This is a genomic window from Pseudonocardia oceani (assembly GCF_019263585.2).
Classification (GTDB): Bacteria; Actinomycetota; Actinomycetes; order Mycobacteriales; family Pseudonocardiaceae; genus Pseudonocardia; species Pseudonocardia oceani.
The window spans coordinates 504253-519527 of the sequence record NZ_JADQDF010000001.1 but is presented as its reverse complement, the minus strand read 5'-3'; the positions used below and the strand labels follow the sequence as shown (position 1 = coordinate 519527).

The following is a 15275-nucleotide window of genomic DNA, read 5'->3' as shown; positions in this document are numbered from 1 at the left end:
AGCGATGATCTCGGCCGGCAGTGGCGACCGCGCAGCGGGGCGTGTGTCCGCCGAGGTCAGGTCATCGGCACGAAGGTGGCCCCGCCGTCATCGGAGCGGTACACCCCGCCCGCGGTGGCGGCGAGCAGCGCGCCGTCGGTGGCGGTCAGGGCCTGCGGGCGTCCGCCGGGCACGACCCCGGCGGGCGTCCAGCTGGCTGCGCCGTCGTCGCTGACGAACACCGCCCCCTGCGGGTCGAGGCCGTAGACGGTGCCGTCGCTCGCCCAGGACAGGTAGGCCAGCTGCGGCCCGGTGGGCGCAGCGAAGCTGCGACCGCCGTCATCGCTGGCCGCCACGCCGCCCTGCACGGTGGCCAGCAGCGCGGCCGGGTTCGCCGGGTCGGCGGCGATGTCGAGCGCCTGCAGCGCGGCGCGGGTCTGCCAGCTGCGGCCGCCGTCCTCGCTGGCGCGCAGGACCTGATGGGTGGCGTCGTAGCCGAACACCGTGCCGGCGCTGACCTCCAGGGCGTGGAAGTCGACCTCCCCGGCCAGGCCGAGCGTCGTCCAGTTCGCACCGGCGTCGGTGCTCTGCACCAGCCCGAGCGGGTTCGCGACCTGCTCACCCGGTCCGGGGTGCCCGCTGGACAGGAACGTGCCCGGTCCGGTGATCGTGAAACCCATCAGGTCGCGGCCGGTGTCGTCGGCGCGCTGCAGCCCGCCGGCGTCGGCGCGGAACAGCCCGTCGTGGGTCGCCACGTACGCCGCACCGTCGGCCGGGTCCACCCCGAGCCCGTGCACGTGCTCATACGGCAGCCCGGTCGCACCGGTGTGGCCGCCGGTGGATGCGTCCGGGGTGCTGGAGGAGCATCCGGTGAGCACGACTGTCGCGATGGCGAGGGCGGCTGTTCCCCGCAGCGCCTTGGGCGGTGTGTTCATCTCGCTCGGTCCTCTCCTGCGGTTGATCACTGCTGCTGCAGAGCCGTCTGGACGGCCGCGGCGACCTGGTCCGGGCTGCGGAACACCAGCGGGTCGATGATCCGGACCACCGAGCCGTCCGGGCGCAGGACCCAGTTGCTGGGCAGTACCGGCGGCCCGGCCAGCGCGGCCTGCAGCGTGTTGTCCGGATCGGTGACCGACGGGTAGGCCATGGCGAGTTCGGCGGCTAGACCCAGCGCGGCGGCGGGCTGGTCGCGGACGTTGACCCCGAGCACCGCGATCGCCCCGGTACTGGCGGCGTAGGTGTTGAGCACCGGAATCTCCTCGCGGCACGGCCCGCACCACGACGCCCACAGGTTGAGCAGCACCGGTCGCCCGGCGAGCGCTGGCCCCAGCGCCACCGTCCCCGGTGCGCCCAGGCACTCGACCACGATCTCGGCGAGCGGACCCTGCGCGGTCGGGCCGCCCGGCACAGGTGCCGGGCAGGGCGGCAGCTCTGCCGCCGCCCGGGCTGTGGCCAGAGCGGCGTCGTCGGGGCGTCCAGTGTCGGGGCCTCTGGTGTCGGGGTCTGCCGTGATTTGCTCGGACGGGACCGGTCGAGCTCCGGCCGCCGGCTCGCTCATGGTCGCCGCCCGCGGCCACAGGGCGATCACCCCCGCCACGGCCAGCACCATCACCACGATCGTCCACCGCAGCTCCGAGCGCATCACGCCCACCGACCCCGACCACGCCCGCCCCGATCACGGCGGATCCTGGCACGGGCGGCGACGGCGAGAACGGCAGCGACGACAACGGCGACGGCGCCGATCGCGGCCAGGACCGCTTCGACGACCCCGCCCAGCCCGGTGGCCGGTGTGATGGTGGATCGCAGCGGGACCTGCGCGACGAGCGCGTCGGGGGTGAATTGCCCGGTCTGCTGCTGCACGGTGCCGTCGGGGGTGATGATGGCGCTGACCCCGCTGGTCGCGGCGACCAGCACGGTGCGGCCATGCTCGATCGCCCGGATCCGGGACTGGGCCAGCTGCTGGTAGGTCATCTCGGTGCGTCCGAAGGTGGCGTTGTTGGCCGGCACGGCCAGCAGTTGCGCGCCGCCGCGAACGGTGTCGGTGACGGTGTCGTCGAAGACCACCTCGTAGCACGTGGCGATCCCGACCGCGGCCGGTCCCATCTGCAGCACCGTCGCCTCGGTGCCGGGGGTGAAGTCGCGCTGCACCCGGTCGACCTTGTCGCTGAACAGCCGCACCACCGAGCGCATCGGGATGTACTCCCCGAAGGGCTGGATGCGGCGCTTGACGTAGGTGCCGGTCGGGCCGACACCGGGTTCCCAGCGGATCGCGGTGTTGCGCAGCCCCCCGACCGGCGGGGACTCCACCGCGCCGATCAGCACCGGCACGCCGATCGCGGCGACCGCGCGGTCGATCGCCGCGCCGGCGTCGGGGTTGCGCAGCGGGTCGATGTCCGCGGAGTTCTCCGGCCAGATCACCAGCTCCGGCCGCGCCACCCGGCCCGCGGCCACATCCGCGGCGAGCTGCTCGGTGCGCCGCACGTGGTTGCCGAGCACGGCGGCGCGCTGGGCGTTGAAGTCCAGGCCGAGGCGGGGCACGTTGCCCTGCACCACCGCCACCGTGAACAGCCGATCGCCGGGTCGGGCGGCGTCGACGAGGGGAGACGCGGCCAGACCCGCCACGACCGCCACCAGCAGCCACACCGCCGCCCGCAGGGTCCTCCTTGCTGGCCGGCGCGGCCGGGCAGCGAGGGGCAGCACCAGCGTGGCGAGCCCGAACCCGGCGAGCGCGACGGCGAACCCGATCAGCGCCGCCCCGCCGAGCGCGGCCAGCGGCGCGAACACCCCGTCGGGCTGCCCGAACGCGACCCGCCCCCACGGGAACCCGCCGAACGGGACTCGGGAGCGGGCCGCCTCCCCGGCCACCCACACCCCGGCCGCCCACAGCGGCCAGCCGGGCAGCCGCGACACCGCGGCGATCCCGGCGCCGGCGGCGGCGACGAACCCGGCCTGCAGCACCGCGAGCACCAGCCACGGCAGCGGCCCGACGTAGGCGCCGGTCCAGGACAGCAGTGGCACGAACAGTCCCAGCCCGGCGAGCAGGCCGTAGCCGAGCCCGGCTCGGGCACGGCGCCCGGCCAGCACCACCCCGAGCACAGCGAACCCCAGCGGGGCGAGCCACCACAGCGGCCGCGGCGGGAAGCTCAGATACAACAGCCCGCCCGCCGCGGCCGCGGCGGCGCACGGCCACCACAGCCCATACCGTGCACCGCGCTGCCGCGCCGGCGGTCGTTCGACTCCGCGGGCTGTCGTCGATGGAAGGATGGGCCCGGTACCGACCGCTGCGGGGAGGGCCGCCACCCAGGATTCGGGCATCACAGCGGCAGGGTGTAGCCGCCGATGGGGCCACGCATCCAGGCGATGAACGCCCCCCACGCCCCGGTGACCAGCAGCCCGCCCAACAGCAGCAGCATCACCCCGCCGGTGATCTGTAAGGCGCGGATGTGGCGGCGCATCCAGCCGGTGGTGCGCACCGCCCACCCAGTGCCGAGCGCGATCAGCACGAACGGGACCCCGAGCCCGGCGCAGTAGGCCAGCACCAGCACCAGGCCGCGCAGCGTGGTCGGGCCGACCTGGGTGCCGGTGGCCAGGGCGATCACCCCGGTCAGGGTGGGACCCAGGCACGGGGTCCAGCCCAACCCGTACACCGCGCCCAGCAGCGGCGCGCCAGCCAGCCCGGCCCGCGGGCGGCGGTGGATCCGCACATCGCGCTGCAGGGTGGGGATGAACCCGAGGAACACCAGCCCCATCGCGATGGTCACCACCCCGCCGATGCGCTGCAGCAGCAGCTCGTTGCCGATCAGCCAGTCCGACAGGCCCAGCACCAGCAGCACCCCGCCGGCGAACACGACGGTGAACCCGGCCACGAACAGCATCGCCGCGCCGGCCACCCGCCACCGCCCCGCGGTGCGGGTCGCCGTCGCGCCCGCGCCCGCGGCGTCGGGGCTGGACTCGTCGGCGCCGACCAGCCCGGCCAGGTAGGCGACATAGCCCGGGACCAGGGGCAACGCGCAGGGCGAGGCGAACGACAGCACCCCCGCGGCCAGCGCCAAGGCGACCGCCACCAGCAGAGGCCCCGATATCGCCAGCTCGGTGATGCTCATCCCGTACCCTCCGCCGGTGTGCCCGCGCCCGGGGTACTCCCCGACGAGGTGCTCGGCGCTCCACCGGCGACCGGTGCGTCCGGCTCGGCGGCGATCCGCTGCACCACCGGTAGCAGCTCACTGACTCGCACCGCGGTCAGGAACACCGCGGCGACCCGGTGTTGCCGGTCCAGCACGATCGTCGACGGCACGGTGTTGCGCGGGAACCCCCCCGCAGCGCGGTCAGCGACCGGCCCGGATTGTCGAAGATCGACGGGTAGGTGATGCCGCGATCGCGCATGAAGTCCCGTGCGGCGTCGGCGTCATCGCGGATGTCGATCCCGAGCAGGGTCACCCCACTGGGCTGCATCTGTTCGTGGATCTGCTGCAGCCCAGGCATCTCCTCCCGGCACGGGCCGCACCAGGCACCCCAGATGTTCAGCACCACCACCTGCCCGGGGAAGTCCTCCAGGCCGATGGTGGCGCTCGGCTCGAGCAGGCTTTCCCCGGACAGGCCCGTCACCGCGCCGCGCTGGGCGGGAAGATCGTAGAAAATGCGGGTCTGCCCGCCCGGGGCGACGAAAGTGAACTCCCGCGCCTGACTCGGTGCGTCCCCGCTCGGGGAGGCGTAGGAGCACCCGGCCAGCAGCAGCATCGCGGCCGCCACGGCCAGCACCCTCAGTCCAGCCGCGCCACGCCACGACCGCCGCGTGGAGGCGCGATCATGCGGACGGCTCACGCGATGTCCTGTTCACGCAGCGCTCGCCCGCTGCGCCCATCACTTGACGTCACCCACCAACCTCCACGTCGCCACCTCAGCAGCGCAGCGCCGGCGCCGGACAGCACCCCCCGAGGGGCCGCGGCCGACACGGACGGTGCCAGAGGCCGGATCCAGCGCGCGGGCGGCAGGACGGCGGTCACGACGCGCCGTCCGAGGCGGAGCGGCCGAGGTCCGCCGGTGCCTGCTCCGGGGCGGCGCCTTGCTCGCGGGAAGGGCCGGGATCGGTGCGCCACGATGTCCACAGCAGGGCGAGCACCCCGAGGGTGATCGCGGTGTCGGCCAGGTTGAACGTCGGGAACCAGCCCAGCCACAGGAAGTCGGTGACCGCGCCGTCCCCGGCCCGGTCCACGATGTTGGCCACCGCACCGCCCAGGACGAGCCCCGCTGGCACCGGTGGGCGCAGCCAGCCGGCGACGATCGCGACCAGCACACCACCAGTGACCACCCCGGCCAGCGCGAGCACGGCCCAGGTCGGCAGCCCGTCGCCCAAGCTGAACGCCACCCCGGTGTTGTAGCTGAGCTGCAGCCGCCCGATCCCGAGGTCCACCGGCGCGCCGGGCAGTTGGGTGTCGGCCAGCCGCTTGGTCACCACATCGACCAGGACAGCGGCCGCCGCCGTGACCCCGGCCGTGACGACCGAACGCCACCTCGTCCAGGCACTCACCGCCACGACCCCGCCCGGTCGCTCAGGCCCCAGCCCGACCTCACCCCAGCGTCAGCAATCGGCATAGGGCGATGATAAACGGCTGAGCCGATGACAGCGCATCGGCTCCGTCTCGCCGCAGAGAGGCAGTGCCGCCAGCAGTACGCGGATGCGCCGCCTCAACAGACCGCAGCCGCGGCCACGCCGGCACCTACAGGCCGAAGGCGCCGCCCTCGACCAGGATGACGATGCCTAGACCGATCAGCACGATCGGGAACAGCACCTGCTCCCAGCGCTCCAGCACCTCCGCGATCGGCTTGCGGGTGGCGACGAAGCGCGCCGCGGCGACCAGCACGGCGACCAGGGCGAGGAACACGATCGAGTAAGCGATGATGCCGACGGTGCCGACGGTGGCGAAGACCGGCACGTAGACGCCGATGTTGTCCCCACCGTTGGCGAAGGTGATCGCGGCGATGGCGGGCACGCTGAGCGCCTTGTCGCTGAGCTTGCCCTCGTCGTCATCGTCGTCATCGTCGCGCCAGGAGCGCCAAGCCCGCCAGGCCGCGAGCAGGCCGAGGACCAGGGGGATAAGGCCGAAGTAGGGGATGAGCTCCTCGGGCAGGAAACTGCGCGCGCCGAGCGCGACGAGCACCGCGGCGGCCAGGATTGCGCCGAAACCGAGGTACTGACCGCCGAGGATCCTGGCCGTGGTCCCCGGGACGCCGGCGCCTCGGGCGTAGAACAGCGACAGCACGATGACGTCGTCGATGTTGGTGACCATGAACAGGCCGATGGCCTGCAGGGTCCAGGTGAGGGGTTCCATGGCTGCCTTCTAAGTGATCGCCTGGCATCGCTCGGCCGGCGAGGGGGGACCGCCGGGTGAGCGGGCGACGTGATGGACGGTGTGTCGTAGTTCGGGCACGCCGCTTCTGCGAAACGCGACCCCGGGGAGCTACGACCCCGGGGAGCTACGTCATGACCTGCAGGCCGCGTCAGCGGCGGGTCGCCGCGGGCCGGGCGACCGCTGCGATGACGCGGCGCGGGCATCTGCATGCGTGACCAGGGAGCGACACCGAAAGTTGTCAGCACGGGCCGCCCGATCTATTAGCATCGCCATATGGCGATGCTAGCATCTCATCCAGCTATCACAGCCTCACATCGATTTTGCTAATCGCCGCTATTGGTACCCCTGTTGCGGCGCGAACAGCGGTTGGCAGGTCGCGGCACCCACGCGGACTCAGACGGCCATGCCGACGATCTCCACGAGGATCTGGTGACGGTGACGACCGCGGCGACGGCGAGGGCGTCGGGAGGGGCCAGGGCCAGCGGCAGCACGACCAAGGAGTTGCGGGTCGCGCCGGTGAACACGATCGCCCGCCCGGCGACCGGGTCGAGCCGGAACAGCCGGTCCACCCCGACGCCGGCGAACGCCATCACCGTGAGGAACATGACCACGATCAGCAGCGTCGCCACCACTGAGCGGCACCACCAGCACCCGCGGCCGTAGCGAATGCGACGCCGGACCGGAGCCGGGCGAGGCCCAGGCCTTCCTTGACCAGGCCGGGGTCAACGGGATGACGATCAGCACGAGCAAGGCCTCCGCCGAGGCCGAAGAGTGGGCTTGACCCTGTACTCGGGTACGGGGTTCATGCTGGGCAGGTGAGGACGAGCGAAGTGGCCGCGCAGGCGCGGGTGAATCCGCAGACCCTGCGCTACTACGAGCGTCGCGGGTTGTTGCCAGAACCTGCGCGGTCGGCGGCGGGGTACCGCGCCTACAACCCGCAGGCGGTGCAGATCGTGCGGTTCATCAAACGGGCCCAGGACCTGGGGTTCGCGCTCGACGACATCGAGTCGCTGCTGCAGTTGGCCGAGGGCGGTCCGGAGGGCTGCGACGCGACCCGGGCGATGTCGGTGGACAAGATCGCGGACCTGGACGTGCGGATCGCCGACCTGCAGGCGATGCGCGCGGCGCTCGCCCGCTTGGTGGCGACCTGCGAGCAGCCACGCAACCATCGGGAGTGTCCGATCCTGGCCCAGATCACCAGCGACCCGGAGGACGACGACCGGGAGGACCGGCCATGACGACGACCCCAGGACGACCGCTGCGGATCGGATCGGTGCGCGACCTCGACCAAGACGGCGTCGCCGCCCGGCAGGCCGGGCTACCCGACGCGGTGCGCGAGCTGCACCGCTGGGTGCTGCGGGCGTTCCTCATGACCGGGCGGGCCCCTCACCGCGACGACGTCCCGGTGGGCGGGGCCGGCCGGGATGAGGCGTTCCGGGCGCTGAGCGATGTCGACCTGGTGCATCTCGACAGAGATGGGCACGTAGCGGTGGCCTACCCGTTCTCCGGTCGCCCGACCGGGCACATGGTGCAGCTCGACGGCGGCCCGGTGCTGCACGCGATGTGCGCGATCGACGCGCTCGGTATCCCGCTGATGACCGGGCGGGACGGGGTGATCGTGTCGGCCGACCCCGGCGACGGGCATCCCGTCCGGATCGAGCGCCGCGGTGAGAGGTGGCGGTGGGCGCCCGAAGGCACGGCGGTCCTGCTGGCGCAGACCAGCAGTCGCGGCGCGGCCGCGGACTGCCTGTGCCCGACCATCACCTTCCACACCAGTCGCGGCCACGCCGAGGACCACCTGCGCGGCCGACCCGAGCTGTCCGGGGTCGTGCTCGACCAGGTCCAGGCCCTCGACGACGCCGCCCGGTTCTTCGGCCCGTCGCTCGCCCCGGAGGGGGTGTCCGTGACGATGCTGCACACCGAGGGCTGCCCGAACGCCATCGAGTACTTGCCCTGGCTGCGGGAGCTGGTCGCCGGCGCCGGCATCGCGCAACCGGTGCGGGTGCGGATGATCACCTCCCCCGAGCAGGCGTTGGGTGAGCGGTTTCTGGGTTCGCCCACGGTCCGGGTGAACGGTCGCGATGTCGACCCGTCCGCCGGGCAGCGCCGCGACTACGGGTTGAGCTGCCGCCTCTACACCTGCCCCGACGGGCTGCGCGGCACCCCGTCCGACGACTGGGTGCTCGCCCTGCTCCGGCCGAACCAGGCCGGTGACCCGAACCGCTGAGGAGACCGGCACACATGGCTTCGATCGACTACCTGCAGCTGCGCCGGCTGCTCGACGACGGCGCGCAGCTCGTGGAGGTGCTGCCGGCCGGCGAGTACGCCGAGATGCACCTGCCCGACGCGGTGAACATCCCGCTCAAGACCCTCGACGCCGCCACCACCGCGGCCCTGGACCACGACCGGCCGGTGGTCGTGTACTGCTCGGACGGGCTTGAGATATGAGCCCACGAGCCGCGTGCCGGCTCGCCACGCTCGGGTTCACCCAGGTCCACGACTACGTGCCGGGCAAGGTCGACTGGCTCGCCCGCAACCAGCCGGTCGAAGGAACCGACGCCGACACCGAGACGATCGGCCGGCACCTGCGCCACGAGGTGACCACCGCCCGGCCGGACGAGACCATCTCGCAGGTCCGGGCCCGGGTCGCCCGATCCGCACACCGCTTCGCGCTGGTCACCACCGCCGACGGCACCCTGCTCGGGCGGCTGCGTGCCGCCGTCCTCGCCGACGCCGATCCCAGCCGGGCGGTGAAGGAGGTGATGGAGGCCGGACTGTCGACGCTGCGCCCGCACGAACCCGCCGCCGCGATCAAGGACCGGCTGATCGACAAGGGGTTGACCTACGCGATCGTCGCCGACCCGGACGGGCGCCTGCTGGGCACGGTCCATCCCGGCGACCTGTAACCGCACGAGAACAGATCCCATGAACCCGACAGGATCGATGAGGAGGTCACGAACGTGATGGACGGAATGATGAGCGATGGACTGACGGCGGGGATGGGGCTGTGGATGGTCCTGTTCTTCGTCACGGTCGTCGCGCTGCTCGTGCTGGCAGCCCGTGGGCACGGTCTCGGTCTACCGGCGGTTGCGCACCCGGTAGGGCGACGTCGCCGCCGTCGGTGGTGACAACGCACGGGACAGGTTGCGCGAGCGCTACGCCGCCGGCGTGATCGACGACGAGGAGTACGCGCGGCGCCTCTCCACGCTGCACCACTGGAGCTGACCTCGGCACCTCGTGGAGCCGCTCGCTATTCGCTGCCCTGGGCGTCGCCTTGTGTCGCGGAGTGGGCGCGGGCGCCGTGCCATCCGATGGCGGCGGCGAGTAGCAGCAGTACGCCGCCGAGGTAGTAGACGGCCTGGATGCCGATCGCGGCGGCGAGCAGCCCGCCGACGAGCAGGGAGATCAGCCGGCCGAGTTGCCAGAACACGTCGAAGCTGGCGAAGATCCGGCCGCGGGCGTCTGCGGGGGTGTTGGTCTGGAGCAAGGAGTTGAAGGTGACCGCGCCGCTGGAGGTTCCCATCCCGTACAGGGCGAGGGAGATCAGGGCGAGTGGCAGCGCGGTGAACGTGGCGAGCACGAGGTCGACCACGCCGCGCAGGACGTAGGGCCCGAACACGAACGCGGGTCGGCGTGGGTCGCTGACCAGGCGGGTGAGCAGGAACGGTCCGAGTACGGCGCCGACCCCGATCGCACCCAGGAGCAGCCCGTAGCCACTGGGCGGCAGCGCGAGGTGGTCGCGGGCCAACACCACGAGCAGCGCGCTGGTCGCGCCGGCCGAGAGGGCAGCGAGGAGTTGCCCGGCGCCCAGTGCGCGCAGCAGCGGGTCGGCGAGCAGTAGCCGGCCGCCGGCGGCGGCGTCGGCGAAGAAACCGTGGCGGTGGGTCGGTGCGGGTGTGGCGGGCAGGCGCAGTCCGATGAGCAGCAGGGCGCTGAGTGCGAAGCTGGCGGCGTTGATCCCGAACGCGGGTGCGGCGCCGAGCGCGACGTAGAGGATCCCGGCGAGTGGGGCCAGCGCGATCTGCGACAGCACCGCGGCGGTCCAGATGCCGCTGTTCGCGGCCACGAGCTCCTCGTCCTTCACGAGCGTGGGCAGGGCGCTGTTGGCGGCGGGGTTGAACAGCACCGCGCCCGTCGAGAGTCCGAACGCGATGGCGTAGACCGCGATGACGTCGTCCCCGACCAGGAGCAGCGAGGCGGCCAGGACGGCGCGCCACAGGTCCGCGGCGACCATCACCGCGACCCGCGGCAGCCGGTCGACCATCGTACCGGCGAACGGGGCGAGTGCGAGCACCGGCACGATCTCGGCGAACACCACTGCGCTGACGCCGAGCGCGGAGCCGGTCAGGTCGAACACGAGCAGCGTCAGCGCCACGGTGGCGAACACGTCCCCGGCCTGGGACACCGTGCGGGCCGACCACAACCGCCGGTAGCCGGGCTGGGCGAACACCGTGCGCAGCCCGACCCGGGACGACGGGGCGCGGGTCACGCGCGGATCGATTCGGCAGGCGTGTACTCGATAATCTGACAGACCACGGCGTCGTGCCCGCCGCGGCGGGCGGCGGCGCGGCGCGCGGTCGGCAGGGAGCGGTGCAGCCGACGCAGGTCGGCGGGCTTCCGGTCGATCCTGGCGATGTGGGCGTCGAGGATGCCGGTGACCCGCTCGCAGGACTGCTGCCCGCGGCGTTGCAGGTCCAGCACGTCGTTGATCTCCTCCAAGGTGAGAGTGAGAGTCCCGGCCTGCCGGATGAAGTGCAGCACGGCGAGCCGCCTCTCGCTCGGCCGGGTGAAGAACCCCGGGCTGGGGTTCGGCCGTGTGGGTGCCACCTCTAGGTTGGCGGTGTGTCGCGGCCGGCCTGGACCCACGCTGTGCGTGGGTCGCTCGCGCGGCTGGTCACGGCGGTTGCGGTGGCGGTCGGTCTGCTGGTGCTGATCGTGCCGCTGTGCGGTGACGGCATGCCCGCGATGCCCTCCCACGCCGTCGAGGACGTAGCCTGCATCCCGAGCGGAAGCCCGTCGGCTTCGCTGTCGGCGCCCGCCATGGGCGGCGGCAACGCGTGCGTCGGTGTTGGTGTCGACCCTGCTGTCGAGTCGGGCGAGGGGCCGCTTGCCTCCGGTGTTCCGTCGCCGCTGATGGCTGATCTCGATCGGTCGGCACCGGGGCCTGGCGTGCTGTTCGCCTGCGTCGCGTTCCTGATCGCGGTCCTGGCGGCTGGACTCTGGTGGCGCCGGCCGTGGTCGGCGTCGTCGTTCCCGGTGCGGCATGACCCGGTCATCGGTGCGCGAATCGTCGCTCGTGCTGTCCCGGGGCTGACCCTGGCCGAGCTCTGCGTGCTGCGGACGTAGAACCGGCGGATCTTCCCGATCGGTACGCCCGCACCCGTGTGGGCGTGCTGGTGCCCGCCCAAGGCGTGTCGAGCCGCGGGCGTGGCCTTGTCCGGTCCGTTCCGCTCGTACAGGAGATCCTTCGTGAACCTCACCGCAGTCCTTGTCACCGGCTTGTTCGCCGGCGGTGTCTCGTGCGCCGCCGTGCAGGGCGGCATGCTCACCGGTCTGATCAGTCGCCAGCGCGCCGCCGCTGTCGGAGTACCCGTAGCGGCGACCGGACGTCCTCGCGACGGCGGCGCAGATGTGCCGCCCGATTCTTCGTGGCACCGATTGGGCGACGACGTCTCGCCGGTCGCCGGATTCCTGGCCGGCAAGCTGGTCTCGCACACCGCTCTCGGCGCGCTGCTCGGCGCGCTCGGGGGCGCGGTACAGCTGTCGATCGGTACCCGAACGACGCTGCAACTCCTCGCCGGCGCCGTGATCATCGTGTTCGGCCTGGCGCAGGTCGGCGTGCCGGGGTTCCGCGGGGTGGTGATCGAGCCGCCGCAGGCGTGGATGCGGGTCGTGCGCAACCGGTCCCGGTCGCAGTCGGCGCTGGCGCCGGCGCTGCTGGGGGTAGCGACGGTGCTCATCCCATGCGGGGTGACGCTGTCGGTGCAGGCGCTCGCGCTGGCGTCGGGGTCCGCCCTGTCAGGGGCGGTGATCATGGCGGTGTTCGTGCTGGGCACGGCCCCGTTGTTCGCGCTGCTCGGCTACGCCGCCCGCCGCGCCGCCACCGCCTGGCGGGGTCGGCTGGCCATGGTCACCGGGCTCATCGTGGTGGCGATGGGCCTGTTCACCCTCAACGGTGGACTGGAGCTGGCCGGGTCGCCGGTGGCCGCGTCCCGGGTCGTCCAGGCGTTCAGCGCAGGTGAGCCGGAACCTGACGTGTCCGCGGTGTCCGAGCAAGGCGGGCAGCAGCAGGTGCTGATCACCGCCAGCACCGGTTCCTACAGCCCGTCCGCCGTCCAGGCTCGGGCCGGAGTTCCGACCACGTTGATCGTGCGGTCGGAGGACGCGCAAGGGTGCGTGCGGTCGTTCCTGATCCCGTCGCGGGGGGTGGAGGAGGTACTGCCCGCCGACGGCGAAACCCGCATCGACCTCGGGGTGCTCGAGCCCGGGACGCTGCGCTACTCGTGCGGCATGGGCATGTACACCGGCACCATCACGGCAGCCTGAGACGCCCGGGAGATCGAGATGTCCATCACGTACACCTTCCGTATCGAGGGCATGCATTGCGGCAGCTGCGCACTGCTCATCGACGACGTGCTCGAGGATCTGCCCGGGCTGCGCAGCACCCAGACGTCGATGAAGCGGGCGCGCACCGTCGTCGAGCTGGGGCCGGGCGGCGCCACTCCCGCCGACGTCATCGCCGCGGTCAGGGAGCTCGGCTACACCGCGCACCATCTGTCCTGATCGCCCGTCGTCGTGGACGACGCCCTGCCCGGGTACGTCCCGCGGCCTGCTACGTTCTCGGTACGGAGGTAGTAGATATGGGTCGTACTGCTCGGCGGTGCGGCGCGGGCCGGCGTGGGCCGCCACGACGTGGGTGGTTCCTGCGGCTCGGCGGGACGGTCGCCGCCCTCGTGGTGGTCGGACTCGTCGTGTTGGCGGCGCCTCCGGCGGCGGCCCACCCGACCTTGCAGGCCACCTCGCCCGCGGCCGGTTACGCGGTGGCGGAGTCGCCGCGGGAGGTCACGCTCGACTTCGGGGAGTCGGTCGGGCTGCTCGACGACTCGTTGCGTCTCACCTCGAGTGCGGGAACGCCGGTGACGACCTTGCCGGCCGCTCTGTCGCAGGAGGGGCGCCGGCTGAGCGTCGGCATCGCCGACGCGCTGGCTGCCGGGGTCTACCGGGTGGCGTGGCAGGTCCGCGGCGAGGACGGTGACCTGGTCTCGGGCGGGTTCTCCTTCGCGGTCAGTCCCCCGCCCGTGGAGGGCGCCGATCCGGCGGCACGCGACGACGCCGCCGGCTCCCCGCTCGTCGAGGGCGCCGGTTCGGCGGCGCCCGTAGGTGCCTTGGCGGGAGTGAACCTGCCGGCCGCGCTGCGGTGGACCCTGTTCGCCGCGCTCGCCCTGGGTCTGGGTGGTGCGGCGGGTGCGGTCCTGGTCGGGCGGATCCGTCGCGAGGCCGCTGGCAAGGGTGTCGAACTCGCGTCCGTGGCGGCGCCGGTGTCGGCGGCGGCCGTGGTGGGGGTGGTCGCGACCGCGGGCCTGATCGTGGCCGGCGGTTACGACCTGACGGAGGTGCTCGCGTCACGCCCCGGGGCGCTGCTCGGCGTCGAGCTGGCGGCCTTCGCCGCGGCGCTCGGCCTCGCGGCGGCGGCCCGGATCCCCGGATGGTCCCGGCTGCGGACCGCGGCGGCGATCCCGCTGCTCGGGGTCCTGGCCGCGGAGGCCCTGCGCGCCCATGTGGCGGCCCAGCATCCGCTCGCCGGGGGAGTGTTGACCGCGGTGCACCTGCTGGCGGCGGCCCTGTGGGTGGGCGCGTTGGCGCATGTGCTGCACGTGGCGGCGCGGTGGCGTGGCCCGTCGGGCTGGACGCGGCTGCTGATGGCGGACTACGGCCGGCTCGCGGTGTGGTCGGTGATCGCGGTGATCGTCACCGGCATCGTGCAGGCCATCCTGCTCGTGCCCGACGCGGCCGAGCTGTTCGGTACTGGGTACGGGCAGGTGCTGCTCGCGAAGCTCGCCGTGGTGGCGGTGGTGATCGGGTGCGCGGTGCTGGCGCGGCGGCGGATCCACCGGGGCCCACGCACGGGCCCGGCGCCGCGCAGGCCGGTGGGGCGAGCCGTCCTGGTCGAGATCGTCGCCTTGTTCGGTGTCCTCGCGCTGACCGGTGCGCTGACCTCGCTCACCCCGCCCGCGCAGGCCGCCGCCGGCATCGCGCTGCCCCCGCCACCGGTCGGGCCGGCGTTTCCGGTGGGTACGTTGGCCGGTCAGGTGACGGTGGCGGCCACGGCCAGCGCCGGGCGGCTGGTGGTGCGGCTGACCACCCCGCTGGACGGCCCCTACGACGACCCACCCGAGTCGCCGCCCTACCGGCTGACGGTGCGCACCACGCCCGGCGACGAGCTCACGCTGGTCCCGTGCGGGACCGGCTGCTTCACCGCGCCGGTGGACTGGCGCCCCGGAACCACGACGCTCGACCTGGACGCGACCGCGCCCCCCTGGTCCGGCGGTCCGGCCCGGCTCGACGTCACCTGGCCACCCCGCCCGGCGGAGGAGCGGCTCGACCGGGTCCTCACCGCGATGCGCGACGTGGGCCCCTTCACCGTGGTCGAGACCGTCACCAGCGACACCCGCGCCGATCCCGGGATCCTCCGGGAGCTCCCCACGACGGGTGCGGACTTCATCGCTCGTGAGCCGTACGCCGAGGGCGTCTCCGATGCGGTCACGGTGTCCGGCCCGGACGGTGATCAGCTCGCGTTCGCCTTCCCCGCCAACGGCATCTCCAGCCAGCTGTGGCTCGACGACCTCGACCGCATCACCCGGCAGGTGCTGGTCAGCCCCAACCACCTCATCACCCGCACGTTCGCCTACCTCCCGCCGGGGCCGATGTGACCCGCCCCTCGTTCTG

Annotated in this window: 18 protein-coding genes and 1 pseudogene; 9 read left to right on the top strand and 10 right to left on the bottom strand. The window is 73.0% G+C overall.

The features are described from left to right. Positions 1-56: 56 nt before the first annotated feature. The 8 genes and pseudogenes from I4I82_RS02575 to I4I82_RS02540 form a co-directional block, all read right to left on the bottom strand. Positions 57-914, bottom strand: a complete 858-nt coding sequence (locus tag I4I82_RS02575; protein WP_218595099.1) for a F510_1955 family glycosylhydrolase — start codon at positions 912-914, stop codon at positions 57-59. 26 nt (positions 915-940) lie between these two features. Beyond that, positions 941-1621 (bottom strand): TlpA family protein disulfide reductase, encoded by a 681-nt coding sequence (locus I4I82_RS02570; protein ID WP_218589645.1) that lies wholly within the window; start codon positions 1619-1621, stop codon positions 941-943. Further along, a complete protein-coding gene (gene lnt / locus I4I82_RS02565; protein ID WP_225920487.1) occupies positions 1621-3132 on the bottom strand; it encodes an apolipoprotein N-acyltransferase in 1512 nt (503 codons plus the stop codon). The genes I4I82_RS02570 and lnt overlap by 1 nt, the downstream gene beginning before the upstream one ends. Before the next feature lie 161 nt (positions 3133-3293). Beyond that, positions 3294-4082: a cytochrome c biogenesis CcdA family protein gene (locus I4I82_RS02560; protein ID WP_218595097.1), complete on the bottom strand. Its 789-nt coding sequence runs from the start codon at positions 4080-4082 to the stop codon at positions 3294-3296. Next, positions 4079-4716: pseudogene (locus I4I82_RS02555) on the bottom strand (TlpA family protein disulfide reductase). Before I4I82_RS02555 ends, I4I82_RS02560 begins: the two are co-directional and overlap by 4 nt. A 262-nt stretch (positions 4717-4978) precedes the next feature. Beyond that, a complete protein-coding gene (locus I4I82_RS02550; protein WP_218595096.1) occupies positions 4979-5506 on the bottom strand; it encodes a signal peptidase II in 528 nt (175 codons plus the stop codon). Between the two features lie 190 nt (positions 5507-5696). Further along, complete coding sequence (locus I4I82_RS02545; RefSeq protein WP_218595095.1) at positions 5697-6308, bottom strand: cadmium resistance transporter; 612 nt, start codon at positions 6306-6308, stop codon at positions 5697-5699. 344 nt (positions 6309-6652) lie between these two features. Continuing rightward, positions 6653-6958 carry a hypothetical protein gene (locus I4I82_RS02540; protein WP_225920486.1) on the bottom strand — a complete coding sequence of 102 codons (306 nt, stop codon included), beginning with the start codon at positions 6956-6958 and terminating at the stop codon, positions 6653-6655. A gap of 201 nt (positions 6959-7159) precedes the next feature. Here I4I82_RS02540 and I4I82_RS02535 point away from each other — a divergent pair, with 201 nt between their 5' ends. The 5 genes from I4I82_RS02535 (at position 7160) to I4I82_RS34840 (ending at position 9554) form a co-directional block, all read left to right on the top strand. Continuing rightward, complete coding sequence (locus I4I82_RS02535; RefSeq protein ID WP_218595094.1) at positions 7160-7567, top strand: MerR family DNA-binding protein; 408 nt, start codon at positions 7160-7162, stop codon at positions 7565-7567. After that, complete coding sequence (locus I4I82_RS02530; RefSeq protein ID WP_218595093.1) at positions 7564-8556, top strand: DF family (seleno)protein; 993 nt, start codon at positions 7564-7566, stop codon at positions 8554-8556. The genes I4I82_RS02535 and I4I82_RS02530 overlap by 4 nt, the downstream gene beginning before the upstream one ends. 14 nt (positions 8557-8570) lie before the next feature. Beyond that, complete coding sequence (locus I4I82_RS02525) at positions 8571-8777, top strand: rhodanese-like domain-containing protein (protein ID WP_218595092.1); 207 nt, start codon at positions 8571-8573, stop codon at positions 8775-8777. Continuing rightward, complete coding sequence (locus I4I82_RS02520; protein ID WP_218595091.1) at positions 8774-9235, top strand: CBS domain-containing protein; 462 nt, start codon at positions 8774-8776, stop codon at positions 9233-9235. Before I4I82_RS02525 ends, I4I82_RS02520 begins: the two co-directional genes overlap by 4 nt. Before the next feature lie 238 nt (positions 9236-9473). Continuing rightward, positions 9474-9554: an SHOCT domain-containing protein gene (locus tag I4I82_RS34840; protein WP_218596405.1), complete on the top strand. Its 81-nt coding sequence runs from the start codon at positions 9474-9476 to the stop codon at positions 9552-9554. A gap of 25 nt (positions 9555-9579) precedes the next feature. Here I4I82_RS34840 and I4I82_RS02510 read toward each other — a convergent pair whose 3' ends face one another. Next, complete coding sequence (locus tag I4I82_RS02510) at positions 9580-10818, bottom strand: MFS transporter (RefSeq protein ID WP_218595090.1); 1239 nt, start codon at positions 10816-10818, stop codon at positions 9580-9582. Then, complete coding sequence (locus I4I82_RS02505; protein ID WP_226369836.1) at positions 10815-11090, bottom strand: MerR family DNA-binding protein; 276 nt, start codon at positions 11088-11090, stop codon at positions 10815-10817. The genes I4I82_RS02510 and I4I82_RS02505 overlap by 4 nt, the downstream gene beginning before the upstream one ends. 81 nt (positions 11091-11171) lie before the next feature. Here I4I82_RS02505 and I4I82_RS02500 point away from each other — a divergent pair, with 81 nt between their 5' ends. The 4 genes from I4I82_RS02500 to I4I82_RS02485 all read left to right on the top strand — a co-directional run bounded on the left by I4I82_RS02500 (position 11172) and on the right by I4I82_RS02485 (position 15259). Continuing rightward, a complete protein-coding gene (locus tag I4I82_RS02500; protein WP_226369835.1) occupies positions 11172-11675 on the top strand; it encodes a hypothetical protein in 504 nt (167 codons plus the stop codon). 123 nt (positions 11676-11798) lie between these two features. Then, positions 11799-12875: an urease accessory protein UreH domain-containing protein gene (locus tag I4I82_RS02495; RefSeq protein ID WP_226369834.1), complete on the top strand. Its 1077-nt coding sequence runs from the start codon at positions 11799-11801 to the stop codon at positions 12873-12875. Positions 12876-12893: 18 nt separating this feature from the next. After that, positions 12894-13112: a heavy-metal-associated domain-containing protein gene (locus I4I82_RS02490; protein WP_218595088.1), complete on the top strand. Its 219-nt coding sequence runs from the start codon at positions 12894-12896 to the stop codon at positions 13110-13112. A gap of 170 nt (positions 13113-13282) precedes the next feature. Then, the gene (locus tag I4I82_RS02485) at positions 13283-15259 is read left to right on the top strand and encodes a copper resistance CopC/CopD family protein (protein WP_218595087.1); all 1977 of its coding nucleotides are present in this window, start codon (positions 13283-13285) and stop codon (positions 15257-15259) included. The last annotated feature ends 16 nt before the right edge of the window (positions 15260-15275 follow it).